At 72.3% G+C, this 24,830-nt stretch carries 24 protein-coding genes and 3 pseudogenes; 11 read left to right on the top strand and 16 right to left on the bottom strand.

What is annotated here, in order from left to right:
• Positions 1-57 precede the first annotated feature (57 nt).
• The 3 genes from QUY26_RS38765 (at position 58) to QUY26_RS38755 (ending at position 2,222) form a co-directional block, all read left to right on the top strand.
• Positions 58-726, top strand: coding sequence for a HEAT repeat domain-containing protein (locus tag QUY26_RS38765; RefSeq protein WP_289955140.1), 669 nt, complete (start codon positions 58-60; stop codon positions 724-726).
• Positions 727-746: 20 nt separating this feature from the next.
• Complete coding sequence (locus tag QUY26_RS38760) at positions 747-1,751, top strand: HEAT repeat domain-containing protein (protein ID WP_289955137.1); 1,005 nt, start codon at positions 747-749, stop codon at positions 1,749-1,751.
• Positions 1,752-1,841: 90 nt separating this feature from the next.
• Positions 1,842-2,222 (top strand): hypothetical protein, encoded by a 381-nt coding sequence (locus QUY26_RS38755; protein WP_289955135.1) that lies wholly within the window; start codon positions 1,842-1,844, stop codon positions 2,220-2,222.
• A 1-nt stretch (position 2,223) separates the two neighbouring features.
• Here QUY26_RS38755 and QUY26_RS38750 read toward each other — a convergent pair whose 3' ends face one another.
• Genes QUY26_RS38750 through QUY26_RS38740 form a run of 3 tightly spaced genes read right to left on the bottom strand, consistent with a single transcriptional unit; the run spans position 2,224 to position 4,788 of the window.
• A complete protein-coding gene (locus QUY26_RS38750) occupies positions 2,224-2,754 on the bottom strand; it encodes a GNAT family N-acetyltransferase (RefSeq protein ID WP_289955134.1) in 531 nt (176 codons plus the stop codon).
• A 9-nt stretch (positions 2,755-2,763) separates the two neighbouring features.
• Positions 2,764-3,237 (bottom strand): RNA polymerase sigma factor, encoded by a 474-nt coding sequence (locus tag QUY26_RS41260; RefSeq protein WP_436840469.1) that lies wholly within the window; start codon positions 3,235-3,237, stop codon positions 2,764-2,766.
• 6 nt (positions 3,238-3,243) lie between these two features.
• Positions 3,244-4,788, bottom strand: a complete 1,545-nt coding sequence (locus tag QUY26_RS38740; protein ID WP_289955132.1) for a carboxylesterase/lipase family protein — start codon at positions 4,786-4,788, stop codon at positions 3,244-3,246.
• 97 nt (positions 4,789-4,885) lie between these two features.
• On the opposite strand from QUY26_RS38740, the gene QUY26_RS38735 reads away from it, so the two are divergent.
• Positions 4,886-5,707, top strand: coding sequence for a hypothetical protein (locus QUY26_RS38735; protein ID WP_289955130.1), 822 nt, complete (start codon positions 4,886-4,888; stop codon positions 5,705-5,707).
• Here QUY26_RS38735 and QUY26_RS38730 read toward each other — a convergent pair.
• Positions 5,620-6,189 carry a TetR/AcrR family transcriptional regulator gene (locus tag QUY26_RS38730; protein ID WP_289955128.1) on the bottom strand — a complete coding sequence of 190 codons (570 nt, stop codon included), beginning with the start codon at positions 6,187-6,189 and terminating at the stop codon, positions 5,620-5,622. The genes QUY26_RS38735 and QUY26_RS38730 overlap by 88 nt on opposite strands.
• A gap of 70 nt (positions 6,190-6,259) precedes the next feature.
• Between QUY26_RS38730 and QUY26_RS38725 the strand changes: the two genes are divergently transcribed.
• Complete coding sequence (locus tag QUY26_RS38725) at positions 6,260-7,153, top strand: NADP-dependent oxidoreductase (protein ID WP_289955126.1); 894 nt, start codon at positions 6,260-6,262, stop codon at positions 7,151-7,153.
• A 186-nt stretch (positions 7,154-7,339) separates the two neighbouring features.
• Positions 7,340-8,441, top strand: a pseudogene (locus QUY26_RS38720) (FAD-dependent oxidoreductase).
• Between the two features lie 76 nt (positions 8,442-8,517).
• Here the strand turns inward: QUY26_RS38720 and QUY26_RS38715 are convergent.
• The 7 genes and pseudogenes from QUY26_RS38715 to QUY26_RS38685 form a co-directional block, all read right to left on the bottom strand.
• The gene (locus QUY26_RS38715; RefSeq protein WP_289955125.1) at positions 8,518-9,339 is read right to left on the bottom strand and encodes an ABC transporter ATP-binding protein; all 822 of its coding nucleotides are present in this window, start codon (positions 9,337-9,339) and stop codon (positions 8,518-8,520) included.
• Positions 9,336-10,331 (bottom strand): FecCD family ABC transporter permease, encoded by a 996-nt coding sequence (locus QUY26_RS38710; RefSeq protein WP_436840557.1) that lies wholly within the window; start codon positions 10,329-10,331, stop codon positions 9,336-9,338. Before QUY26_RS38710 ends, QUY26_RS38715 begins: the two co-directional genes overlap by 4 nt.
• Positions 10,332-10,372: 41 nt before the next feature.
• Complete coding sequence (locus tag QUY26_RS38705) at positions 10,373-11,377, bottom strand: FecCD family ABC transporter permease (RefSeq protein ID WP_289955123.1); 1,005 nt, start codon at positions 11,375-11,377, stop codon at positions 10,373-10,375.
• Between the two features lie 71 nt (positions 11,378-11,448).
• A complete protein-coding gene (locus QUY26_RS38700; RefSeq protein WP_289955122.1) occupies positions 11,449-12,444 on the bottom strand; it encodes an ABC transporter substrate-binding protein in 996 nt (331 codons plus the stop codon).
• Positions 12,445-12,517: 73 nt separating this feature from the next.
• Entirely contained in the window at positions 12,518-13,405 is an 888-nt protein-coding gene (locus QUY26_RS38695) for a siderophore-interacting protein (protein ID WP_289955120.1), read from the bottom strand.
• 225 nt (positions 13,406-13,630) lie between these two features.
• Positions 13,631-14,704 (bottom strand): annotated as a pseudogene (locus QUY26_RS38690) (ricin-type beta-trefoil lectin domain protein); the annotation flags it as partial.
• Positions 14,695-14,949: an alpha/beta hydrolase family esterase gene (locus QUY26_RS38685; RefSeq protein WP_436840556.1), complete on the bottom strand. Its 255-nt coding sequence runs from the start codon at positions 14,947-14,949 to the stop codon at positions 14,695-14,697. The pseudogene QUY26_RS38690 and the gene QUY26_RS38685, both read right to left, overlap by 10 nt.
• A 320-nt stretch (positions 14,950-15,269) precedes the next feature.
• On the opposite strand from QUY26_RS38685, the gene QUY26_RS38680 reads away from it, so the two are divergent.
• Positions 15,270-15,539 (top strand): hypothetical protein, encoded by a 270-nt coding sequence (locus QUY26_RS38680; RefSeq protein ID WP_354670740.1) that lies wholly within the window; start codon positions 15,270-15,272, stop codon positions 15,537-15,539.
• Between the two features lie 128 nt (positions 15,540-15,667).
• Here the strand turns inward: QUY26_RS38680 and QUY26_RS38675 are convergent, their stop codons facing one another.
• Positions 15,668-16,537, bottom strand: coding sequence for a winged helix-turn-helix transcriptional regulator (locus tag QUY26_RS38675; protein WP_289955118.1), 870 nt, complete (start codon positions 16,535-16,537; stop codon positions 15,668-15,670).
• Positions 16,538-16,630: 93 nt separating this feature from the next.
• Between QUY26_RS38675 and eno the strand changes: the two genes are divergently transcribed.
• Positions 16,631-17,914: a phosphopyruvate hydratase gene (eno, locus tag QUY26_RS38670; RefSeq protein ID WP_289955117.1), complete on the top strand. Its 1,284-nt coding sequence runs from the start codon at positions 16,631-16,633 to the stop codon at positions 17,912-17,914.
• A gap of 97 nt (positions 17,915-18,011) precedes the next feature.
• On the opposite strand, the gene QUY26_RS38665 is transcribed toward eno, so the two are convergent.
• The 4 genes from QUY26_RS38665 to QUY26_RS38650 form a co-directional block, all read right to left on the bottom strand.
• Entirely contained in the window at positions 18,012-18,158 is a 147-nt protein-coding gene (locus QUY26_RS38665; RefSeq protein ID WP_289955115.1) for a hypothetical protein, read from the bottom strand.
• A gap of 122 nt (positions 18,159-18,280) precedes the next feature.
• Positions 18,281-18,463, bottom strand: coding sequence for a hypothetical protein (locus tag QUY26_RS41045; RefSeq protein WP_354670739.1), 183 nt, complete (start codon positions 18,461-18,463; stop codon positions 18,281-18,283).
• 454 nt (positions 18,464-18,917) lie between these two features.
• Positions 18,918-20,807 (bottom strand): sigma-70 family RNA polymerase sigma factor, encoded by a 1,890-nt coding sequence (locus QUY26_RS38655; RefSeq protein ID WP_289955113.1) that lies wholly within the window; start codon positions 20,805-20,807, stop codon positions 18,918-18,920.
• A 250-nt stretch (positions 20,808-21,057) separates the two neighbouring features.
• Entirely contained in the window at positions 21,058-22,095 is a 1,038-nt protein-coding gene (locus QUY26_RS38650; RefSeq protein ID WP_289956379.1) for a sugar ABC transporter substrate-binding protein, read from the bottom strand.
• A 234-nt stretch (positions 22,096-22,329) separates the two neighbouring features.
• Here QUY26_RS38650 and QUY26_RS38645 point away from each other — a divergent pair, with 234 nt between their 5' ends.
• From QUY26_RS38645 to QUY26_RS41040, 3 genes and pseudogenes are all read left to right on the top strand, one after another.
• Positions 22,330-23,040 carry a FadR/GntR family transcriptional regulator gene (locus tag QUY26_RS38645; RefSeq protein WP_289956378.1) on the top strand — a complete coding sequence of 237 codons (711 nt, stop codon included), beginning with the start codon at positions 22,330-22,332 and terminating at the stop codon, positions 23,038-23,040.
• Between the two features lie 269 nt (positions 23,041-23,309).
• Entirely contained in the window at positions 23,310-24,470 is a 1,161-nt protein-coding gene (locus QUY26_RS38640; RefSeq protein WP_289955111.1) for an alkaline phosphatase PhoX, read from the top strand.
• Positions 24,471-24,618: 148 nt separating this feature from the next.
• Positions 24,619-24,813 (top strand): annotated as a pseudogene (locus QUY26_RS41040) (M14 family zinc carboxypeptidase); the annotation flags it as partial.
• Positions 24,814-24,830 lie beyond the last annotated feature (17 nt).

Here is a 24,830-nt window from a genome sequence, read left to right as displayed (position 1 = left end):
CCGTGACAAGGTCTTCACTGCGGTCAAGGTCATCACTGCGCCAAGGAGGTGGTCCCGATGACCCTGCCGACACAGGACACGGATGCGACGCGAGCCCTCAGGGGCCTTGAGGACTGCGACTCGTCCCTGCGGCTGCGGGCGGCGCTCGCGGTCGGCACGAACCCCGACCCGCGTTTCCTGGACAAGCTCGTCGAGCGGTGCGGGATCGAGCCCGATTTCTCCGTACGCGAAATGCTGACGTGGGCCCTCACCCGCCACGCGGCGTCCCTGACGGTTCCGGCACTGCTCCTGCAACTCCGCTCGGAGCGCGCGCAGGCACGGAGCCAGGCGCTGCACACCCTGTCCAAGATCGGCGACGGGCGGGCCTGGCCCGCGCTCACGCGGGCGCTCCTGTCCGACGCCGACGACGAGGTGGCGCGGAGCGCTTGGCGGGCGGCCGTCGTGCTCGTACCGGAAGGCGCGGAGGCCGGGCTGGCCACGGTGCTCGCGACGCAGCTGGGGCGCGGCGGACACGAGACGCAGCTGAGTCTCAGCCGGGCGTTGATCGCGCTCGGTGATGCGGCTGCGCCGACTCTGCGCGCCGCGACGACGGCTCCCGACCCGCGCGTGCGCGAGCACGCGATCGCCACGGAGCGGCTGGCTCGCGATCCGGACGCCGGTTTCGCGTTCGCGCTCGAAGAGGCGAAGCGCGTCATGGTTCTCGGCACGGCGATTCAGGAGGAGTGAGACGTGAGGGGTGAGGCGCAGTGCTGATCGGTGAGGTGGCCCGGCGGTCGGGGGTCAGCGCCCGCATGCTCAGGCACTACGAGTCGTTGGGCCTGCTGCGGCCGACGGGGCGCACCGGCGGCGGCTATCGGGAGTACGCGGCCGAGGACATCCGGCGCATCTTCCACATCGAGAGCCTGCGGGCGCTGGGGCTTTCGCTGCGTGAGGTCGGGTCCGCGCTCGACGACCCCTGCTTCACGCCCGCCTCCCTCATCGCCGACCTCGTGCACCGGACGCGCGAACGCATCGCGCAGGAGACGGCGCTGCTCACGCGGCTCCGGCGGATCGGTGCCGCGGAGCCCGCCGGCTGGGGGGACGTCCTGCAGACCGTGGCGCTCCTCCAGGCCTTGGGGTCGCAGAGCCCGGGGCAGCGTCAGCGCGCCGCCCTGTCCTCGGTCGACGGGGTTCCGGTGCCCGTGGAGGCCCTGGTCGAGGCGGTGCTGCGCGAGTCGGACCCGAGCGTCGCCGGGGCTCTCCGTTGGGCGCTGGCGCAATCGGCCGACGGCGGCCTGCCGCTCCTGGCTCAGGCTCTCGGTTCACCGGTCGCCGACGTGCGCGAGCGTGCCGTCCAGTCCATCGCCGAGATCCCGCACGCCGAGGCGACCGCGGTGCTACGGGACGCCCTCGCGAGCGCCGACCTCGTGGTCCGCAGGTGCGCGGCGCTGGCGCTCGGGGCCCGCGGGGTCGCCGACGCGGTGCCGACGCTCGTCGACATGGTCGTCGCGCAGGCGAACGACGTCGACGCGGCCGACGCCCTCAGCGCGCTGGCGAGCGGGCCCGCGTCTGCCGAGCGGATCACGGCCAGGCTCGTCGACCTGCTCGCCGACGACGCCGTGGACGCGCCCGCGCGACTGCGCCTCACCCAGGCACTCGCGGAGATCCCGGGGGCCGAGGCGGCACGCGCCCTCACGGACCTGACCGAGGACGAGGACCGGACCGTCGCGCTGACCGCCGCGTACGTCCTCCGGATGCGCGACGGCCACTAGGTGTATCGCCCCCGGTGCGGGCCCGCACGTCCCGAGGGGCAGGGCTGCCTGCGGCCCCGGGATCACCGCCCCGCGCGCCACATCGCGCCCGTGCCGCCCTTCAGGTCCATCGCCGCGTGGGCCCCGCCCGGAGTCCGCATGCTCGCCGTCGGTGTCGTGTGCGAGGTGTTCACCCCTCGCGGGGCGGCCTTCCCCGGTTTCGACTTCGCCCGCGCGCCGACCGGCTGGGGCCGCTGGCGACGGACGCGAACGTGCGGCTCGGTGTCGAGCGCCGACATCCTCGCCTGGTCCCGCGCGAACCTCCACGAGCCGCTCCCCGTCGCGGAACCGGCCCGCCGCGCCACGATGAGCAAACGCTCCTTCGCCCACCGCGTGGGCTACGGCAGCGCGGCCGTCCTCTGCGAACAGTTCGTACGCCGCCGGGGCGTCCCGCCGCGCGCGTACCGGCGCGCCGTCACCGCCGCGTCGTAGGTCATCTGGCGGTGAGGGCCCAGCGCTCGTGGTCCCGCCATGCACCGTTGACGAACTGGAACGCGGCCGAGTAGCCCTCGCGTCGGAAGCCCAGGCGTCGGACGAGGTTCAAGGAGGCGGTGTTGTCGGGCTGGATGTTCGCCTCGAGACGGTGCAGTTCCATCGGGCCGAAGGCGATCCGGACGACGAGCCCGAGGCCTTCCGTCATATAGCCGTGGCCGGTCGTGGACGCGTAGGCGGTGTATCCGAGAGTGCCGCTCTGGAGGCTGCCCCGGACGATGTTGTTCACATTGACGCCGCCCACGATCTCCCCGGTGGCGCGCAGACAGACCACGAAGCCCTCGTGGGTGGGCTCTTCGAACCGGGCGAGGCGCTGCTCGAAGGCGGCCGCGGTGTTCTCGCGCGCGCCCAACCAGCGATCGAGCATGTCGGCGCTGGCCCGCGTCAGCGCCGCGATCTCGGCGTAGTCCTCACGGCGGACGCGCCGTATGGCGACGCGCGGGCCCTGCAGGCGGTGTTCGGTGCTTGGCATCCGGGAATCCTACGGAGTCCGCTCCTTCCTGCCGTCGGCCTGCGCCGCGCCCATGACGATCACGTACGAGTGGCGCGGTGCGTTCGCCGACGCGGACGTCAATGTCCTCCACGCCGAGGCGTTCGAGCACGCCGTGCTGTCCGCCGACGGGCCGGCGCAGGTGCGTCGGCGCAGTCTGGGGCGGGTGTGTGCGCGGGATCGGGTCGCAGGGTGCGGCCTTGTCTCCTCGAGCCGCGCGATGTCGTCGTCGAGCAGTCGCCGCCCCGCGATCCGGGCCCCGGGTCCGGCCTGCCGCGAACTGCGCCGGTACTCGGCGCGGACGATGCTGTGGCCGATCCCGACCAGCCAGGCCGCCTCGCTGCCGAGCCCGGGACGGTATCCGTCCGCGGAGTCGCCCACCGCGAGGAAGACGTCGGCGGTCAGATCCGCGACGGTGTGCGGATCACTCACCCGCCGCGCCACGAGCCGCGTCACGGCGTCCACATGCCGCTACTGGCCGAACAGCGGCAGGGCCGCGAAGGTGTGGTCCTGCCACAGCAGGCGGGAAGTCTTCTCCGGGTCGGGGGCGACGGTCGGGTGGGTGTCGAAGAGCCGGGTCAGGCGCCGTGCGCTGTCGTACGCGGGCCAGCCCGGGTCGCCGTGGGTGGCGAACGCCGTCCACGCGCCCCGGATGTGCGCCGACAGCGACTCGGCCTGCGCTGAGGGGCCTTCGCCGAGCAGCCCTGCGGTCTGCCCGTGGGTCAGGTTGCCGAACACGAGCGGCACGTCGAGGCCGTGGCAGGCCCCGAGGACGCCACCCATGCCCGGTGCGGACCAGGTCAGTTCGTAGACGTGGGCGCGGCCTCCGCCCTGGATCTGAGCCTCGGCGAGACGCAGGGAGGGCATGCGGAACAGCCAGTCCGCGTGGACGCGTTCGTACAGCTCGTCCGGTCCGGCGTCGGGGAGCGCGTCGCGGTAGCGCCGGGGGCCGTCGGGGGCGGGGGCGAGGATCCTCAGCGCCGCCTCGGCCTGCTCCTCGGTGACCTGGCCCAGCGTGCCGTCGATCGCGCCGAACAGCCGGTGCTCGTCGCGCGCGTGGCCGGCGATCAGCTCGATGTCCCGGGCGGACCCCGCGGCCAGCGCCTCCCAGGGCGTGGTGGGCAGGACGTCGCCGTCGACGACGGCGGCGAACGGGATCGTCCGGTGGGCGGGGCGGCCCCAGCGCTCCGCCCACTGGGAGATCTTCGCGGTGACGGCGTCGCCGGTGGCGGCGAGCCGGACCGGGTCGACGGTGGCCAGGTCCGCTGCCGTGGGCCGCAGCGCCAGCTCGGCGGCGCAGGCGACCGTCACGTCGGCGGCGAGCTCCGGGGAGAAGTACGTGCCCTGGACGCTCTGCGCGACGGCCCGCCGGAACAGCCCCCGCGCCCGGTCCATCACCAAGAGCGCGGCGACCGATCCGCCGCCCGCCGACTGGCCGAAGACGGTGACCCGGTCCGGGTCCCCGCCGAACGCCCGGATGTTGTCGCGCACCCACTCCAGCGCGGCGACCTGGTCGAGCAGGCCCCGGTTGGCCGGTGCCCCGTCGATCTGCGCGAACCCCTCGATCCCGACGCGGTAGTTGAACGTCACGACGACGACGCCGCCCTCGCGCGCGAGACGGCCGCCGTCGTACTCGGGCAGCCCGGACATGCCGATCACATAGGCGCCGCCCTGGATCCACACCATCACCGGCAGCCCCGCACCCGCGCCCGGATCGGGCGACCAGACGTTCGCCGTCAGCCAGTCGTCCCCGGGTGCCGCCTGCGACAGCGCGTCCATCCCGAACACTCCGGCCTGGGGCGGTGGCGGCCCGTACGCGACGGCCTCCCGCTCCCCGTCCCACTCGCGCACCGCCCGGGGTGCGGCGAACCGCAGCTCTCCGACGGGTGGTTCGGCGAACGGGACGCCCCGGAACACGGCCACGCCCTCCTCCCGGCTGCCACGCACCGCACCGGCAGCCGTGCGGACGACCGGAGCGGAGGCGGACTCGGACGACTGGGACGCGGCAACGGACATCACAGCTACCTCTCGGAAGGAACCTCGCGGATCGTCCCATTCGCCCGACGCCGACGCGAACCGTTTTCTCGGCCGCGCGGGCTCGAACTCCGTTGCGGTGAAGGGTCCTTCGCAACAGTCATGGCCGTCGTACGACGACCGAGCCCCCTCATCGAGTGCGGCGACTTCACCCTGCGCCGCTGGCCGGGGGCAGCGCGACTTCGCTGCCGCGTTCGCGCTGGTCGAGGAGTCCCTGAGCCATCTGCGCCCGTGGGAGCCGTGGGTCGCCGAGCACAGTGAGCAGCCCGCCCGGGACTTCCTCACGCGGTCGGAGTCGAAGTGGGCGAGCGGCGAGGGGTACCACTACGCCATCGCCCAGGACGGCACGCTCGTCGGCATGTGCCAGGTCAACGTGGTGCCCACCGACGTGCTCTGTATCGAGCGACTGCGGCACCTCAACGGGCTTCCGCTCTCCCTGGACCTGCCCTGTCTGCTCCTGAACGTGGGTGGTGAACTTCTCGGCCGCGACCTGGAGAACACGGACGTGTTCCGGCCCCTGGAGGCGCTGACCGGCGGGCCCCTGGGGCACGCCGAGGTCACGCCCGGCGGCACGGGCTGGCCGACCCGGCCGTCCCCGCCCTCGCCGAGGCGTCGCCCGATCCCGACGCGGACGTCCGCGCGTACGCGGCCCGCGCTGGATCCCGAGCAGGGGCTGCCGCGCTTCACGTTCCGCGCGGTAGTGGCTCCTCTCGCCCGCCCCTGCCCCGCGCCCCTCACCCGCCACCGGTCGCGGCCCTCGCCCCCCGCCGGGCCCATGGCCGATCACAGGTCCGGCCGGCTCCTGACAGGACGTCAGGCCACCGCCCAGGCCGCCTCGATCATCTCGAAGATCTCGTCCACGGCGGCCTCCGGGTCGGCCGCGTCCCGGGCCAGCGCGTAGGCGGCGATCACGAACCTCGCGAGGGTCCGGCAGGCCGTGTCGCTCCGCGTCAGACCGGGATCGGCGATGAGGGCCGCGGCCAGCGACTCCGCGTGCCGCAGCCTCATCGACTCCTCGTACTCCCGCAGGGCACGCGACTCGTCGATCATGCGGTAGACCGGGGCGGCGCCGTCGGCCGTGCAGTGCCGGACCATGGCGTGGATCTCGCGGCGCAGCGCGGGGACGAACGGGTCGTCCGGGGCCCGGTCGGTGACCGCCCGCGTGAGGCGCTGCTCGAAGTCGCCGTCCCGCTCGAAGACCAGGGCCTCCTTCGAGGCGAAGTGGGAGAAGAGCGTGGTGACGGCCACGTCGGCCTCGGCGGCGACGTCCCGGATCCCCACCGCGTCGTACCCGCGGTCGAGGAAGAGCCGCAGGGCGGTGTCGGCGATCTTCTGGCGCGTCGCGGCCTTCTTGCGCTCACGGCGTCCGGTCGGCGTGGTCATGAAGTGACGCTATCAGGTGCGCATCCGTAACGGTTACAAAACACTAACCGTTAGTGTTACGGTCGGCGGCATGAAGAGAGTGAGCTTCGCCGAGTTCGGCGGTCCCGACGTTCTCCGACTCACCGACGCCGAGGTGCCCGACCCGGGCCCCGGCCGGATACGCGTCGCCGTGCGGGCGGCAGGGGTGAATCCCGTCGACTGGCGCATCAGGGAAGGCCAGTTCCAGCACGTCCGCCCGGTCGTGCTGCCCGCCGGGGTCGGCCAGGACGCCGCCGGGGTGGTGGACGAGGTCGGCGCGGGCGTCTCGGGGGTCGAGGTCGGCGACCTCGTGTTCGGGCGCGGCTCGGGCACCTATGCCGAGTTCGCCGTCCTTTCGGCCTGGGCCCCGATCCCCGAGGGGCTGACGTTCGAGGAGGCGGCCGGATACCCCTCCGTGGTGGAGACCGCGCTGCGCGTCATCGGCCAGTCCGGTGTGCGGCCCGGACAGACCCTGCTGGTCAGCGGTGCTTCCGGGGGCGTCGGTTCGGCGGTCCTGCAGATCGCCCGCGACCGCGGCATCACGGTGATCGCCACGGCGGGGGCCGCGAACCAGGAGTACGTGCGCGGCCTCGGCGCCCTCGCCACGACGTACGGAGACGGCTGGGTCGAGCGGGTGCGGGGGCTCGGCCGGGTCGACGCGGCGCTCGACCTGGCGGGCGCGGGCGTGATCCGCGAGCTGGTCGAACTGACCGGGGACCCGCGGACCGTGGTCTCCATCGCCGACCTCGGCGCGCCGGAGCACGGTGCCCGGTTCTCCGGCGTGACCGGGGACGTGCCCGCCGCGCTCGCCGAGGCCTGCGACCTCATCGCCCGGGGCAGGCTCAGCATCCCGGTCGAGAGGACGTACGCACTCGCCGAGGCCGCGGCGGCCCACATCGACAGCCAGGCCGGGCACACGCGGGGGCGGCGGGTCGTCATCGTCTGAGCTGACTGAGCCTTCTGAGCTGCTTGAGCCCTCCGAGTCGTCCGAGCCGTCCGCTTCAAGGGCCCTGACCCGGCGCGCGGCCGGGCAGGGCCCTCCTTCCAGCACCTGCTCCCCTCCCTTGATCCCGCCCCCTCCCCCGATCCCGCCGGCGCCCACCCGGCACCCGTACGGCACACAAGGAGCCCCATGCACACGCCCGTCACGGTCATCGGCGCCGGACTCGGCGGCCTCTTACTGGCCCGCGTCCTGCACCTCCACGGCGTCCCGGTCGCGATCCACGAGGCGGAGTCATCCCCGACCGCGCGCAGGGCGGGATGCTCGACATCCACGGGCACAACGGCCGGCTCGCCCTCGAAGCGGCCGGGGCCACGGACGGGTTCCGCGGGCTCGTCCTGGAGGGCCGCCAAGCGACACGGCTCGGGGACCGTGACGGAACCGTCCTGTTCGACAGGTCCGACGACGGCACGGGCACCAGCCCCGAGGTGCAGCGCGGCGAGCTGCGTCAGCTCCTGCTCGACGCGCTCCCCGACGGCACCGTCCGCTGGGGCCACAAGGCCACCGGCGTCCGCGCGCTCGGCGGAGGCCGCCACGAGGTGACCTTCGCGGACGGCAGCACCACCGTCACACAGCTGCTGGTCGGCGCGGACGGCGCCTGGTCACGCGTCCGGCCGCTGCTGTCCGAGACCACGCCCGCGCACGTCGGCCGGGCCTTCGTCGAGACCTGCCTGTACGACGCCGAGACGCGGCATCCCGCCACCGCGAAGGCCGTCGGCGGCGGGACGCTCGTCGCCCTGGACCCGCACGAGCAGGGGAAGTGGTTCGTGGCCCACCGGGAGAAGGGCGGGACGCTCCGCGCCCACATCACCCTGACCAAGCCTCAGGACTGGTTCGCCACCGTCGACTTCACCGATGTCGCCGCGGCCACGGCGCGGATCGCCGAGGAGACGCCGGTCGGGCACCGGAACTCACCGCCCTGATCACGGCCTGCGAGACCCCGCCCGTCCTGCGCCTGCTGCCCGCCCTGCCGGTCGGGCACCACTGGGACCGGGTGCCGGGAGCGACCCTGCTCGGCGACGCCGCCCACCTCGCCACGCCCAACGGCGAGGGCGCCGACGTGGCCATGCTCGACGGGGCCGAACTCGGCCGGGCCCTCGTCGCGCATCCCGACGACGTCGAGACCACCCTCACGGCGTACGAGCGAGATCTGTTCCCCCGCGGTGCCGCGGCCGCCTCCGCGGTCACCCACGACCCGACGCCCCAGGAAATGATCCGCTTCTTCACCGGCTGACCGCCCGGGTACGACCGCTCAGGAACGAGCCGAACGCGGCAGCGCCGCACGTCACCCACAGGGTCGGTCCGGCCGGTCACCGGGGCTCGCGCGGCGCGCTCCTCACGGCCCGGGGCGTCCCTCGCAGCGTCGGCACCACCATCGGCGTGTCCGTCACCGGGTCCGGGACGATGACGCTCGGCAGGTCGAAGACGTCCTTGATCAGGGCGGCGTCGACGATCGCGCCGGGGTCGCCCTCGGCGACCACGCAGCCGCCCTTCATGGCGATCAGATGGTCGGCGAACCGGCAGGCCTGGTTGATGTCGTGCAGCACGGCGATCACCGTGCGGCCCTCGTCGCGCAACCCCGCGAGGAGGCCGAGGAGTTGGTACTGGTGCGTGATGTCCAGGAACGACGTCGGTTCGTCGAGGAGCAGACAGGGCGTCTCCTGGGCGAGGACCATGGCCATCCAGACCCGCTGGCGCTGACCGCCGGACAGCTCCTGCACCGGCCGGTCGGCCAGGTCCTCGACCCCGGCGGCGGCCATCGCCGCGACGACGGCGTCCTCGTCCCGCTGGGACCACAGGGCCAGGAGCGACTGGTGCGGGAAGCGGCCGCGGCCGACGAGTTGGCGAACCTTGATGTCGTCCGGGGCGAGGGGGTCCTGCGGCAGGAACCCGAGCTGCTTGGCCAGCGCCTTGGTGGCGTAGCCGCCGACGTCACGGCCGTCCAGGCACACCTCCCCCGCGGCGGGCCGCAGCAGCCGGACGAGGGCGCGCAACAGGGTGGACTTACCGCAGGCGTTGGGGCCGACGATGGCGGTGAAGGCGCCGTCGGGTACGTCGAGGCTCAGGTGGGTGGACACCACCCGGTCCCCGTAGCGCAGGGTGATGTCCCGCGCGGTCAGGCGTGCGGTCACGCGCGCGCCACCTCCTTGGTGAGCAGCCAGATCAGGTAGCAGCCGCCGATCGCGGTGCTCACCACTCCGACGGGCAGGGCGACGGGGGCGAGGAGCATCTGCGCGATCAGGTCGGCGCCTTGGAGCAGGACCGCCCCGGTGAGCGCGGCGGGGAGCAGCGGCACCCCGGGCGCACCCGCGAGCCTGCGGCCGATCTGCGGGGCGGCGAGCGCGATGAACGCGATCGGTCCGGCGACCGCGGTGACCGTGGCCGTGCAGCCGACACCGACGAGGACCATGACCAGGCGCAGCCGGTCGAGGCTGACGCCGGTGGTCACCGCGACCGCGTCGCCGAGTGCCGCCTGGTGCATGGCGTGCGCGCGGGCCGCCATCAGGGCGAGGAGCACACCGATGACGGTGAACGGGATGCCGAGGTCGCCCCAGCCCACGCCGTTGAGCGAGCCCGCGTTCCAGCCGACCGCCGCGATGGCGACCTCCAGTTCGGCGCGCAGCACGATCCACGAGTTGAGCGCGGTCACCATCGCGTTGACGGCGACACCGATGACCACCAGACGCAGCCCGGAGAACCCCCGGTCGTAGGCGAGGACGTAGATCACGGCCGCGACGACGAGCCCGCCGAGCACGGAGCCCAGGGCCAGTTGCGCGGACGTGCCCGACAGGACGGTCAGGGCGACCAGGGCGCCGGTGTAGGCACCGGCGTCGAGGCCGATGACATCCGGGCTGCCCATGGGGTTGCGGGTGAGGTTCTGGAACAGGGCACCGGACACGCCGAGGGCGGCGCCGAAGACCAGGGCCGCGAGCACGCGGGGCAGCCGCCAGTCCTGGATCACGACGGAGGGCTCCGCCCCGCTCAGTGCGGCCAGGACCTCGCCGGGGCTCTTCCAGGACGCGCCGTAGCAGAGCCCGAGCAGGCCGAGGCCGAGGATCAGGGCGGTGAGCACGGCGACCAGGATCACCGTGCGGCGTTCGGGGCGCAGTCCGAGCCCGGCCAGGGCACCCGGACGCCGCGTGGGAGCGACGGCCTTGGGCACGGTCACAGCGCCCCCGCCCCGTGGCGGCGGACGGCCCAGATCAGCATGGGGCCGCCGAGGAACGCGGTCACGACGGCGACCGGCACCTCGCCGGTGGGCAGCAGCACCCTGGATCCCATGTCGGCGACGAGCAGCAGGATCGGGCCGACGACCATCGAGTGGAGGATCAGCCACGGCACCGAGCCCCCCGCGGGCCTGCGCACCAGGTGCGGCACGATCAGGCCGACGAACAGGATCGGCCCGGCCACGGCCGTCGCCGCGCCGCTGAGCACGGTGATCAGGGCCAGCGCGGCGAAGCGCACGCGGCCCACGCCCGCGCCCAGCGTGTGGGCAACGCTCTCGCCGAGCGACAGGACGTTCAGGGCGCGGCTCAGCAGCAGCGCGCCGGCCAGGCACACCCCGATCGCCGTCAACGGCAGGGCGAGCGGCGCCTGTTCGCGGGCCGCGAGGGAGCCGATCGACCAGAAGCGGTAGGAGTCGAAGACGTCCGGGAGCATCAGCCGCAGGCCCATGGCGACGCCGCCGAGGACCGCGGTCAGGGCCACGCCGGTGAGCACCAGGCGCAGCGGCGAGCGGCGCCCGACCGCGGCGACGAGCAGCGCCGCGAGCACGGACCCGACGACGGCGAAGCCCAGTTCGCCTGCCTGACCGCCGGTCAGGCCGAGCGCCGAGCCGAGCGTGATGGCGAACCCGGCGCCCGCGGTGACCCCGAGGATGCCGGGCTCGGCCAGCGGGTTGCGGGCCAGCGTCTGGATGAGGGCGCCCGCCACGGCGAGCGCGGCTCCCACGGCGACGGCGAGGAGCGCGCGCGGCGCCCGGACGTCCCGCACGATCAGGTGGTCGTCGGTGCCCCGGAAGTCGTAGAACGCGCGGAGGACTTCGGCGGGCGGCACCGAGCGGGCGCCGACGCCGACGCCGACCACGGCGACGACCGCGAGGAGCACGAGACCGCCGGCGAGCAGGGCGACGCGTGAGGTGCCACGCCCCGGCGCCTTCGCGCCGGGCACGCCGCCTCCTGGTTCCGTCGTCCCGGACGCGCGGCCCGGTGCCGTCGCCCGGGACGCGCGGCCCGGTGCCGTCACCGCTTCAGGAGCGGAGCGAACGACTTGTCGATCGCGTCCAGGGTCTTCATGGCCTGCCCGTAGGTCGCGGCCTCGGTGCAGCGCAGCGGGAAGGTCTTCCCGGCCTTGACGGCGGGCAGGTTCTTCCACAGCTTCGAGTCCATGACGTAGCGCACCGCCTTGGGGACGCTGCCGTCGGCCTGCACCGAGTACGTGATCGCGTCGGCGTCGCGGAGCGAGGCGGGCAGTTCCTCGATGGACGGGTACTCGCTGACCGCGTGCGAACCGGGGCCGGGCTTCTTGACCTTGCCGTAGTACTTCGCGCCGATGTCCTCGGCGATGTTCGTGCCCCACGAGCTGCCGAACTCGCGCTGGAAGGTGCCCTTGGCGACCTCGCCGTACGCCCCGACGTGGCCCAGGTCGAGCTCGGGCAGCACGCCTTCGTACTTCTTGGCGAGCTTCGCGGCCTTGGCCTCGTACAGCTTCTGCACGGCGTCGAACTTCTTCAGGGAGCCCGCGGCGTCGGACTGCTTGCGGGTCAGCTCGCGCCACGCGGACGGCACGGTCGGGCCGATCGCCACCACCGGGGCGATGGACTCCAGGCGTTTGACGTCGATGTCGCCGAGGACCGGGGCGGGCACACCGATGACGATGAGGTCGGGTTCGGCCTCGGCGATGGCCTCGTAGTTGGTCTCCTTCGCCAGCTCGCCCGCCACCTTGGGGAGCTTCTTGTACGTGGCGAGGTCCTTCTCGCTCATCAGCGGCTCCCCGCGCTTCCACGAGGAGATGCCGACCAGTGACGCGTCGGCCTCGATCATGGCGGGCACGGCGTAGCCCGTCGCCACCACGCGCTCGGGGCGGGCCGGGATGGTGATCCTGCCGTTGTCCGCGGCGAACACCCGGGTCTCGCCCTTGCCGCCGGAGTCCGAGTCGTTCTTGGACGACCCGCACCCGGTCACGACCAGGGCCAGCGCCACGGCGCCGACCAGGGTCGACGATCTGCGGAGGGACATGCGTTGCTCCTTGCTCGTGCGGGAGGGCGCGCCTGGTCCGGCGGCGTTGTCCCGCCCCCGTTCGGCTGTCCGGTCAGTGGTGGACGTGCTCGTGGCCGTGGTCATGGCCGTGCTCGTGCTCGTCGTCGAAGTCGGCGACGCCGCGCTTCCAGTAGCCGGTGATGTCGTGGTCGGCCTTGTCGAGCCGCAGGTCGTCGCGGACCCAGCGGCGCAGCGGCTTGAGCTGTCCCGCCTCGCCCGCGGCCCATACGTAGAGCCGCTCGCCCTCGGGCACGGTCACCGCGGTCACGGCGCGCGCGAGGGCGTCGCCGGTGCCCGGCGGGCGGTCGCCGCGGTGCAGCCAGCGCACCTCGACGCCCTCGGGCGCGGACAGCTCGATCTCCTGGGTGGCGTCGGCGACTTCGACGAAGGCCCAGCCCTTGGCGTTCCTCGGCAGTTCCTCCAGCCAGCGCGCGATGGCGGGCAGCGCCGTGAGGTCGCCCGCGAGGAGGTAGCGGTCGTGGACGTGCGGGACGATCAGTCCGCCGGGCGGCCCGGCGACGTCCAGGACGCAGCCCACGTGGACGCCGTGGGCCCATTGCGAGGCGAGGCCGCCGTCGTGCAGGGCGATGTCGATGTCGATCTCGCCGGTGGCGGGGTCGTAGCGGCGCACGGTGTACTCGCGCGAGGTGGGCGCGGGGCGCGGCCAGCGCAGCATGTTCCCGTTCGGCTCGGGCAGCCGCAGCGTGCCGTCGGGCTCCGGGAACAGCAACTTGACGTGTTCGTCGGGCGCGTGGGCCTCGAACCCCTCGGTGCCGGGACCGCCCAGGGTCACCCGCAGCAGGCCGGTGCCGACCATGGCGGTGCGCACGACCTCGGTCTCCCGGATGCGGATCGGGTAGCCCACCTTCTCGGCATGCCGGCCCGCTCTGACTTCGGCGATCCGCTCCAGGTGCCGGTGCCGGTGGTCGATGAGGCTCATGCGGCACCGCCCCACGGCGGCGCCGTGCGGCGCACGGTCTCGGGCCGTTCGGCCCGTGCGCGGCTCCGGCGGGACTTCGGTCGCCCTGGCGGCCAGGGCGACCGAGCCCGTCCCGCCTCCGTGTTCCAAGTCAGCATGGAATCCCCTCCCCTGATGCGAAACTCAGGCAAGGCTAACCTAATACAGATCTTGGTCGGGAGGTCAGGACCCCGGGTCTCAACTACGGCCGGAGACTCCGTCCACGACGAAGCTGGTGACCGACTGGGCGGGGACTGTCACCGTGGCGCGCCCGGCGGCGACCGGGACCGGGTCCTGGCGTTCGAGTGCGCCGTCCGCGCTGGTCACGACCGGCGTCACGGTCGCGTTCGGGCTGACGGACCCGAACTTCGACAGGTCCACCGTCACCGCCCGCTCCGCCCCGGTGGAGTTGACGTGGACGACCGTCGCGCCCTCGCCGTCCGCGTCGAGCGCCGCCGCGCTGGAGGCTTCGTCCACCGTGATCAGACGGTCTCCCGGACGGATGTGGTGGGTGAAGTTGCGGGCGGTGTCGAACTTGGTGTTGGTCCTGATGGGGCAGGTCTTCAGGGTGTCGTCGGCCGTGCAGTCGAAGGGGAGCTGGATGCTGCCCCAGTTGCCGCCCTTGGCGCTCTCACCGCCGGGCCTCATGTTGTTGTAGTCCTCGACGGGCTGCCAGAACACCCAGGCCCTGGGCTCCAGTTCACGCAGGTCGTCGATCATGTGCTGGGCCAGGCCGAGGCCCGACCTCATGTCCTCGAAGTCCTGCCCGTCCGGGTCCCACTCCCCCTCGACCTCGCTCATCCACAGTGGCTTGCCCGCCGCCTTCGCCAGGTCGCGCACCGTGGTGCGGCCCGCGGTGCCGTAGGTGTGGACGTTGAGTTGGTCGACCAGGCGCCGCACCTCCTGCGGGTAGGAATTCCAGTTCTCGGCGAATTTCGTGGGGTTGGTCTCGTCCATCGCGGAGATCTTCGCGCGGGTCTTGGACTTCCTGAGCGCCGTGGCCAGCGAGCGGATGACGTCGCTCTGCAGCCCGGGGCCCATGTGCGCGCCCTCCTGGCGACCGCCTGTGGGCTGCCCGTCGGGGCCGAGCACGGTGCTCCAGTAGTCGGTGTTGGGCTCGTTGAAGGGATCGAGCGTCTTCACCCTGATGCCGTGCGCCTTCTCCAGGCGCCGTGTCGCGCCCGCGAGGTAGGCGGTGAAGTCGTCCACGGAGTCCGGCCTCAGCTGATCCTCGTTGGCGTCGAAGCCCCCGGAGACGTAGCCGCTCTTCGTCATGAACCATACGTACGGGTGGGGTCGGCGCCGTACGCGGAGACCGCCTTGGCGACCATCTGCCGGACCGAGGCGACCTCGCCCTGCCCGCGCCGGGTGTCGGCGCTCTGGAACCAGTTGAAGCACTTGTTGAGGTTGTTCGCGGCCGTGGTCTCGGCGAAGACCAGCAGGAACCCGTTCTGGTCGGCGAACTTCGTCAGGCCGGAGTTGTCGGCGTAGAGCTGGGCGTTCTGGGTGCAGCCGTGCAGGGCCACCACCACGGCCGGATCGGCGGACAGGGGACGTCGGCCGGTACACGTACATGTTCAGGGCCCCGGGGTTGGCTCCGAAGTCGCTCACGCGCTCCAGGGCGACCGCCGCGCGCGCCTCGGGGGCGGGGGCGGACAGGCCCGCGCCCGAGGCGAGCGCGAGGGCTGAGAGAAGCGTGCCGATTCTGCGAGGTGAACGCCTGCGCCCTTTCGCTCGTCGGGCCACCTGGCCTTCCTGGGTGGGTAGTTCGGCGGTCTCGAAGGTCATGGGGACTCCCGGGCCAGTGAGGTGCCGGTCACCCTAGGAGCGCCCCGGATCCCGCGACATGGCGTCGCGCCCCACAACTGCGCCTCGCACACAGGCCGCCCCGGTCACGGTCACCAACGGGACGCAGTTCAGCGAGACGAGCGGGGCCCCGGTCCACGCCCACGGCGGCGGGGTCATCAAGGTCGGCTCCGCCTCCTACTGGTCCGGCGAGAACCGCGACGGCGGCAGCAACGTCAAGGCCGTGCCCGTCCACGGCTCCACCGACCTGCGGTCAACGACTCGCAGTACGTCCGGCTGCCGCTGCCGTTCCCGGCCCGGACCCGGCTGACGCTGCCGAGGTACCCGAAGGTCACAGCGCCGACCAGCAGTTCCGGCGACCCGGGGCCCGAGCAGGCCGGACTTCTCACCCCTGGTGCCCGGCGGGGCGGCGTCCGCGCCGGGCACCAGGGCGTGCGCTCACGGGGAGGTGGCGCACCCCGCAGCCAGGCGCAGGCTCTCGTCGACCGCGTGCGGGATGTCGACGACCGGGAACAGCGTGTGGCGCACGGTCCGTTCGGCGTCGACGATCAGGATCAGGCGCTTGTGGCGCAGCCTGCCCGCGCCGCGGAAGGTGGGCAACCGCAGGGCGGCCGACAGGTGGTGGGCGGCGTCGGAGAGGAGCGGGTAGGGGAGCTGCTCGGCGCGGGCGAACTCGGCCTGCTCGTGCAGGAGTTGGGTGCTGATGCCGCGTACGTCCACGCCCGCCGCGCGGAAGTCGGTCCAGGCGTCGCGGAAGAGCCGGTTCTCCAGGGTGCAGCCGACCGCGCCGGGGATCGGCGGCTCGCCCCACTGGATGCCTGTGCCGGGGTAGGTGAACAGGACGGTCGCGGCGGCGTCCGGCGAGATCACGGGCATCTCGGCGCCCTGCGAGCCGGGAAGGACGAGGCCCTCGGGCAGGCGGGTCCCGGCGAGGGCGTGGACGCGGGCGTGCTCGGCGCTGTCCGTCTCGGTCGTGCCGGTGAGGCTGCCGTCGCCGAGCACCCACCGGTCGCCCCAGTCCTGCATGGCGACGAGGAGCGGGAGCAGCGCGGCTCCGGCGTCGGTGAGGACGTACTCGTAACGCACGGGACGCCGTTGGTAGAGACTGCGGCGCAGCACTCCCTGGGCGACGAGGCGGCCGAGCCGCTCAGTGAGGACCTTGCGGGACAGTCCGAGCTCGGCGGCGAGCGCGTCGAAGCGGACGTGGCCGCGGGCGACCTCGCGCAGCACCAGCACGTTCCACCAGTCCCCAAGGACCAGGGCCGCCTGGGCGATGCCGCAGGTCTCGTCAGCGTTGTGCATCCTCATGGACCCATAGTAGGTTCCTTTTCGGGACCCACTTTGTTTCTGCTTGAAACTTAACGCCCGCCATCGCGCGGGCCGAGCGTGAGGAGTCGCACCGTGACCGCCATCAGCCGGGTCGTCGCACGAGAGATCATCGACAGCCGGGGCAACCCCACCGTCGAGGTCGACGTGGAACTCGAGGACGGTTCGCTCGGCCGCGCGGCCGTGCCGTCGGGCGCCTCCACCGGAGCCAGGGAAGCGGTGGAACTGCGTGACGGCGACCCGGGCCGGTACCACGGCAAGGGGGTCCGGGGCGCCGTCGACGCCGTGAACGAGTCCATCGCGGACGCCGTGACCGGCCTCGACGCCGAGGACCAGGCGACCGTGGACCGCACCATGATCGACCTGGACGGCACCGAGAACAAGTCGCGCCTCGGCGCCAACGCCCTGCTCGGGGTCTCCCTGGCCACCGCGAAGGCCGCGGCGGCCGCCCACCGGATACCGCTGTATCGCTACGTCGGCGGGGTCGACGCCCGGGTCCTGCCGGTGCCGATGATGAACATCGTCAACGGCGGCGCGCACGCGGACAATCCGCTCGACTTCCAGGAGTTCATGATCGCCCCGATCGGCGCGGCCACCTTCGCCGAGGCCGTCCGGATGGGTTCGGAGGTCTTTCACACCCTGCGCGGCAGCCTGATCGCCGCCGGTCACAGCGTCAACGTCGGCGACGAGGGCGGCTTCGCCCCCGACCTGCGCACCGCCGACGAAGCCTTGGACTTCGTCGTACGGGCCATCGAGCAGACCGGCTACAAGCCCGGCACCGACATCACCCTCGTCATGGACCCGGCCACCTCGGAGTTCTTCCACGACGGGAGCTACGACTACGCGGGCGAAGGCGTCCGCCGCACCCCCGCCGAGCACGCCGACTACCTCGCCGCCCTCGTCGACCGCTACCCCGTCGCCGCCATCGAGGACCCGATGGCCGAGGACGACCACGACGGCTGGCGCGACCTCACCGCCCGCCTCGGCGACCGCTGCCAGCTCACCGGAGACGACGTCTTCTGCACCAACGAGACGCTGCTGCGCGCCGGGATCCGCGACGGCGTCGCCAACTCGGTCCTGGTGAAGGTCAACCAGATCGGCACCCTCACCGAGACCCTGGCCACCGTCTCAACCGCCCACCGCGCCGGCTACACCGTCGTGATGTCCCACCGCTCCGGCGAGTCCGAGGACACCACGATCGCCGACCTCGCCGTCGCCACGGGCTGCGGCCAGATCAAGACCGGTTCCCTGTCGCGCTCGGACCGCACCGCCAAGTACAACCAACTGTTCCGGATCGAGGAGGAGTTGGGCACGCAGGCGCGGTACGCGGGGCGGGAGGCCCTGGGGCTGCGCCGCTGACGCCAAGGCCAAGGCCAACGCCAACGGCTTCGGCTTCGGCTTCGGCTTCGGCTTCGAGGGGCGAGTGCCCCGTGCACCGTGTCGGGTGCCCGACGCCTCAGCGGAGCGGCGGCGAGCAGGGCCTTGATGACGCTCGCGCTGCTGTGACGAGGATGTCGCCCTCGCCGTCGGCCTTGAGATCGGCGACGACGTCGGCGGCCGGGGCGTTCACGACGCGGGCGCGTTCCCGCGGGGCTTCGGTCAAGGTGGTCGACAGGACCACCTTCTCCGTGTCGAGCAGCCACTTGGCACAGCCCCGGTCGCGCGGGTCGGCGCTCCCGTCCTCGGCGACGGTCGGTCAGTAGCCCAGGAACCCTCGGCGTCGCGTCACCCAAGGAGGGCCGTCGTCGCGCCGTCCCGGATGCGGGTGAGGTGGTCGCGGGCGGCGTCGGTGGTCACGTAGCGGACGATCGCGCCGAGGTCGGCGGGGGCGGTGAAGGCGGGTCTGCCGTCGGGCGGTTGCGGAGAGAGCCGGTACGCGAGGCGTTCACCGGGGCGTGCGTCCTCCACGACGCCCTCGCCGTGTCCGCCCCCCCGGCCCGGTCCGCGGTCTCGGCGAGCCCGTCGAGCACGGCCGCCAGATCCCGCAGGGGGGCGGACCGGAGGGCGTAGACGCGGCGCTGGCCGGTGCGCTGCGACGTGACGACACCGGCGCGCTCGAGGTGCTGCGGATGCTTGGTCGCCTGCGGCTGGCACGCCTCGGCGGGCTGCGCGAGCACGCCGACCGGGCGGGGCCGCTCGGCCAGGGGGTCACGAGCCGCCAGCGGGCCGGGGCGGCAAGAGCGGTGAGGAGTGCGGCTGCGTCCATGAGAGGCGGTACTTACCTTGACGCATATTCTCGGCAAGGAATATCTCAGAGTGCTCTGATCCACCTCAGTGCGCTGATCCACCTCAGTGCTCTGATCCGCCTCTCTGCGCGTTCAGCTCTCCCCACCCACGGCCGGACCCTCAGCACTCTGGCCCGCTACCGCCCGAACACCTGGGTCCACGTCCAGTCCTTCTCGACCACGCCGACGCCCATCGTGGTGAGGTCGCAGTTGAGGATGTTCTCGCGGTGTCCCTGCGAGTTCATCCACGACTGCATCACGGAGTCGGGGGAGTTCTGGCCGCGGGCGATGTTCTCGGCGCCGGGCGACGGATAGCCCTGGGCCGTGGCCCGGTCGGCGAACGAGCGGCCGTCCTGGCCGGTGTGGTCGAAGTAGCCGTTCTCGGACATGTCCTCGCTGTGGAGCTGGGCGGCCCGCGACAGCCTGCTGTCCAGCTTCACGGGACGGCAACCAGCCTCCGCCCGCTCGGTGTTGACCAGGGCCAGGACCTTCTCGGCCGTGGTGTTCGCGGGGGCCGCGGGCGGGGTGGTCCTGGGCTTCGGCGCCTCGGTCCTGGGCGGTTTCGGGGCGGGCTTCTTCGTGCGCGAGGGCTTGGGCTCGGGCGCCTCGGACTTGCTCGGCTTCGCCTTCGGCTTGCGCGACGGGGAGGACGGGGTGGGGGTGGGGGTGGGCGACTTCTCGGGGGCGGTGGACGCCTCGGGCTCCTTGTCGGCCGCGGAGGTCGCCTTGTCGTCCTCACCGTCGCCCGGCAGCAGGTTCAGGGTCGCCATCGTCCCTCCGGTGACGAGTACGACGGCGGCGGCAGCGAGGACGGTGGCGCGCCGCCGCTTGGCTATTCGGCCCTCGCGGCGGTGGCTGCGAGGGCCGGGGGGCGGGGCCTCGCCGACGGTGGCGAGGACGGAGGTGGCGTCGGCGGGCACGTCGGCGCCGTAAGCCGAGCCCACGCCCTGAGTCGACTCCGCGCCGTAGACCGAGCCCACGCCGTGAGCCGACTCCGCGCCGTAGACCGAGCCCACGCCGTGAGCCGACTCCGCGCCGTAGACCGAGCCCACGCTGTGCGCCGAGTCCGCGCCATGGACCGGACCCCAACCCTGAGCCGAGTCCGCGCCATAGGCCGAGCCAGCACCCTGGGCCAGGTCCGCCGCCTGGACGAAGTCCGACCCATGGCCCGATTCCGCACCGTATGCGACATCGCCACCATGGCCGAGTCCCATGCCCGGAGCCCCGCCACGCCCCAGCGCGGCAAGCCCCGCGAGCCCGGCAAGCGCCACCGGCACAAGACCGAGGCCCACCAGCAGCCCCTCGGCCGGGACCAGACCCGCCTCGTACCCGGAGCAGGCCGTGCAGTCCCGCACATGCCGGGCGATGCGCTTGCGCCACAGCCCGGACGGATGGCCGTCCCAGACTCCGAGCACCGAGGCGAGCCCCGCGCACGACGGCTGCGCGGACAGCGCCCGCACGACCAGGCGAGCGGTCTCAAGCTGCGCCTTCATGCGTTGCACACGCACAGCCGTGTGCTGCGGCGACAGACACATGGCGGTGGCGACGTCGGCACGGCTCAGCTCGCCCGCCGCCTCCAGCCACCACAGCGAAAGCAGCGCGCGGTCGTCGGTGTCCAGCCAGCGGGTGGCCTCGGCCGCCTCCCGCCGCTGCCCCTCAAGGCCAAGGCGCAGGATCGTCAGGTCCACGAAGTCGGCGCCCGGGTCGGCCACGTCGTACGCGTCCTGGAGCCCGGAGCCCACGGGTGCGGCCTGCTGCTTGCGCCAGTGCCCGCGGATCTGGTTCATCGCGATCGCGACCAGCCAGGACCGGAAGCTGCGCGGGTCCTGGAGCGAGCCGAGCGAGCCGAGCGCGCGGATCATCGTCTCCTGCACCACGTCGTCGACGTCCGCGTGCCCGTTCAGCGCCCGGCCCACGATGTTGTACACCAGCGGCAGATACTCGGTGACCAGCTCGTCCTGCGCCCACAGGGCACCCTGCCGCGCCGCCTCGACCACCGCGGCACGGTGCTCCTCAGTCGCTGTCACAGCCGCCCACGTCCTTTCCTGTCCCCCGCATTTTCCGTCCGACACTAGGGAGACCCGAGGCCGGGGGCGAGATAACAGAAACAGGAGTGACAAAGAACGAGCAGCGGACGGGACGGACTCGACCACAACCGGTCGCGGATCAGTGATCACCAGTCACCAGTCACCAGTCACCAGTCACCAGTCACCAGTCACCAGCCAGTGATCACAGACCGGCGATCACAGACCGGCGATCATCGAGTGGTGATCACGGTCACTGATCAGCACCCTCGTGGAACAGCCCCACGTTCTCCTTGGTCACCAGCGGCGCGGAGAGCTGGTCCTCCAGCATGCCGTTGGGCAGCCGCACGATCGTCGAGCCGTGATCGGTGGGTCCGGGCTTGAACTTCTCCCCGTTCATCGCCGCCTTGATGTAGAACATGCCGTACTTCGCGTACGCGTCGGCGGGCTGGGAGACGGTCGCGTCGATCTCGCCCTTGCTGATCGCCTCGAACTCCTGCGGGATGCCGTCGTTCGACACGATCGTGATGTGGCCCTTCGTGCCCGCCTTCTTCAGCATCCCCTTCTTCTTGAGGGTCTGCAGCGTCGGCGCGAGGTAGACGCCGCCCGCCTGCATGTAGATGCCCTTGATGTCGGGGTTGCTGTTCAGGAGCGTGTCCAGCTTGGACGCGGCGGCGTCCGACTCCCACTTCGCGGGAATCTCCAGGACCTTGACCTTCGGGTACTTGTCCTTCATGCACTGGCGGAAGGCCTTGGACCGGTCCCGGCCGTTCACGGAGGCCAGGTCGCCCATGATCTGGACGACCTTTCCGCTCTTGATCTCGTCGCCGAGGTAGTCGCAGGCCTTCTGCCCGTACGCGCGGTTGTTCGCGCGCACGACCATCGCGACCTTGCCCTTCTCCGGCGCCACGTCGACGGCGACCACCGGCACGCCCTTGCGCTCCGCCTGGTCCAGGCCCGCCGAGATCGCGGCGCTGTCGATGGGGGCGACGATCAGGCCCTTCACTCCCTGGTCGAGCTGGCTGTTGATGTCCGTTATCTGCTTCGCCGGATCACTGTTGGAGTTCACGGTCTTCAGCGCGTCGACGTCCTCGGACTTCGCCATCTTCGGCACGTAGTCGTTGTACGACTGCCAGAACGGCGAGGTCAGCAGCGGCAGAATCACGCCGACCTTGCCTTCACCACCGCCCCCGCCACCGGATCCCGCGGTGTCATTCGTGCTGCCACAGGCCGAGAGCACCAGGGTGGCACTGGCGCCAACTGCCGCCACGCGCACTGCCCGTGCTCTGATCCCGAGGGTTGTTCTGGCCACGTATCGGCTCCATACAAGAGTGGTGAGAGTGAGGGGTTCCGACGTCCTGCCGTCAGTGGCTCCGAATGTTCATCAGATCACTCGGCGGAGTCAATGGCTCAGAGGGACTGATCTTCACCGGACTCCCCCACATTGGTCTGATCACTCCCATGGTTAGACTCAGGCGCAACGGGCTTGAGCGAGAGGTAACTTGGAGGGCAGGCAGTGGAGGATCTGGACGTGCGCACCGCCCCGCAGAAGGGCACTGTGACACAGCGCGCCATCGACCAGATCAAGGCGATGATCGCCGACGGGCTGCTCGATCCCGGCCAACGCCTTCCCACGGAACGGGACTTGGCGGTCCAGCTCGGAGTGTCGCGCAGCTCCATGCGCGAGGCCGTGCGCGCGCTGACCTTCATGGGCGCCCTGGAGGCACGGCACGGATCCGGGGTGTACGTCACCCAGCTCGCCGCCGGTGACCTCCTGGAGTCCTTCGGCGTCGTCGCCGACCTCTCCCGAGGCCCGCAGATGGTCGAACTTCTGGAGATCCGCAAGGTGTTGGAATCCACCACGGCGGCCTTGGCGGCGGCCCGCATCGACGCCGACCAGCTCACCGAGGTCGAGCGGCACCTGAGGGCCATGGACGCCACCGACGACACCGAGGAGATCCTCGCCCACGACGTCGCCTTCCACCGGGCGATCAACGAAGCCGCGGGCAACGACACCATGGCCGCCGTCCTGGACGGACTCTCCTCCCGCACCTTCCGCACCCGGGTCCGGCGCGGCCACCAGGAAGAGGGCGCCATCGAGCGCACGCGCCACGAACACGCCCGCATCCACCGGGCGTTGGTCGCCCGGGACCCGGAAGCCGCCCGGGTCGCAGCCGCGGCGCACGTCGGCGAGGTCGAGCAGTGGCTCCGCGAGCGGCTGGCCGAGGGCCACTGAGGCTCGCCTGGGCGAGATTTACCGAGGTCGCCCACCGGCCGAGGGCTCCCCGGCCGAGGTCACCCACCGGCCGGGTCCTCCCCGGCCGAGGGCTCCTGAGGCGCACCCGCCGGCCCCTGGGCGCAGAGTCCCGCTCACCCGCCGGCCAGAAAGAGTTCGTCTGCGGGGTCCTCATCGACCGGTGCGGCGGCCTCTAGGTTCTCCTCGATGACCAGTCGGCACGGTGCTCAACCCCTCGTTGTCCGCCCTTCCTCGACGAAGGAGCACATGTGGAACGTCGTACCTTCCTGCGCGGAGCCGTCATCGGGACCTCGGCCGCCGCTTTCGGCGGCACCCTGATGCGGGGCGCCGCCTACGCGGCCCCGGCCCAGAACGGCCCCGGCCCGTACGGCGCGCTCGGCGCCGCCGACGCCAACGGCATCCGACTGCCCAGCGGCTTCACCAGCCGTGTCATCGCCCGCTCCACCCAGGTCGTCCCCGGCACGTCCTACACCTGGCACAACGCCCCCGACGGCGGCGCGTGTTTCGCCGACGGCACCGGCTGGATCTACGTGTCCAACTCGGAGATCAACCCAGGCGGCGGCGCGAGCGCCGTGAAGTTCGACTCCTCGGGCACCGTCACCGGCGCCCACCGCGTCCTCTCCAACACCCGGCAGAACTGCGCGGGCGGCGCCACCCCGTGGAACACCTGGCTCTCCTGCGAGGAGGTCTCCCTCGGCTACGTCTACGAGACCGACCCGTGGGGCGTGAACGCCGCCACCCGGCGCGACGCCATGGGCCGCTTCAAACACGAGGCCGCGGCCGCCGACCCGGGCCGTCAGGCGATCTACCTCACCGAGGACGAGGGCGACGGCTGCTTCTACCGCTTCCGGCCGACCACCTGGGGCAACCTGTCCGCGGGCACCCTCCAGGTGCTCGTGGCGGGCAGCGGCACCTCCGGCTCCTTCACCTGGGCGAACGTGCCGGACCCGGACGGGTCCCCCACCGCGACCCGCAACCAGGTCTCCGGCGCCAAGCGCTTCAACGGCGGCGAGGGCTGCCACTACGCGGGCGACACCGTCTGGTTCACCACCAAGGGCGACAACCGCCTCTGGCAGCTCAACCTCACGAACAGCACCTACGAGCTGGCGTACGACGACAACCTGGTCAACCCCGGCCCCGCCCCGCTGACCGGCGTCGACAACGTCACCGGCTCCTCCTCCGGCGACCTGTTCGTCGCCGAGGACGGCGGCAACATGGAGATCTGCCTCATCACCCCGGACGACATCGTCGCGCCCTTCCTGCGGATCAGCGGCCAGTCCGGCTCGGAGATCACCGGCCCGGCCTTCTCGCCCGACGGGTCCCGGTTGTACTTCTCCAGCCAGCGCGGCACCTCCGGGAGCTCGTCGGGCGGCATCACCTACGAGGTGACGGGGCCCTTCCGCACCTGAGGCGCACTCTTGGAAAACCACCAACGACCTCCCTCCGGGGCCGCCCAGGCACAACGACGACGGCGGCCCCGGAACGGCACACCGCGATCTGCGGGGCGTCGCCGATCTGGACCCGGACCGGATCCCCGACCCGGAGGGCGCGGTCCGGGTGCTCGTCACCTCGGACGCGTGCCCTCGACTGCTGGAGAGTGGCTACGAAGTCCGGCTGCACGCGCCGGTGGACGTGTGGATCGTGCCCTGCGCCAACCCCGACGGGCGCCAGCGTGTGATGACCGTCGACGACATGTGGCGCGGCAACCTCCGCGACAACCCGGGGACCACGTGCGACGGCGTCGACCTGAACCGCAACGCGGACTTCGT

It is taken from the genome of Streptomyces flavofungini, from assembly GCF_030388665.1.
GTDB lineage: Bacteria > Actinomycetota > Actinomycetes > Streptomycetales > Streptomycetaceae > Streptomyces > Streptomyces flavofungini_A.
The sequence above is the reverse complement of the archived record's forward strand: the minus strand, read 5'-3'. Positions and strand labels throughout refer to the sequence as shown.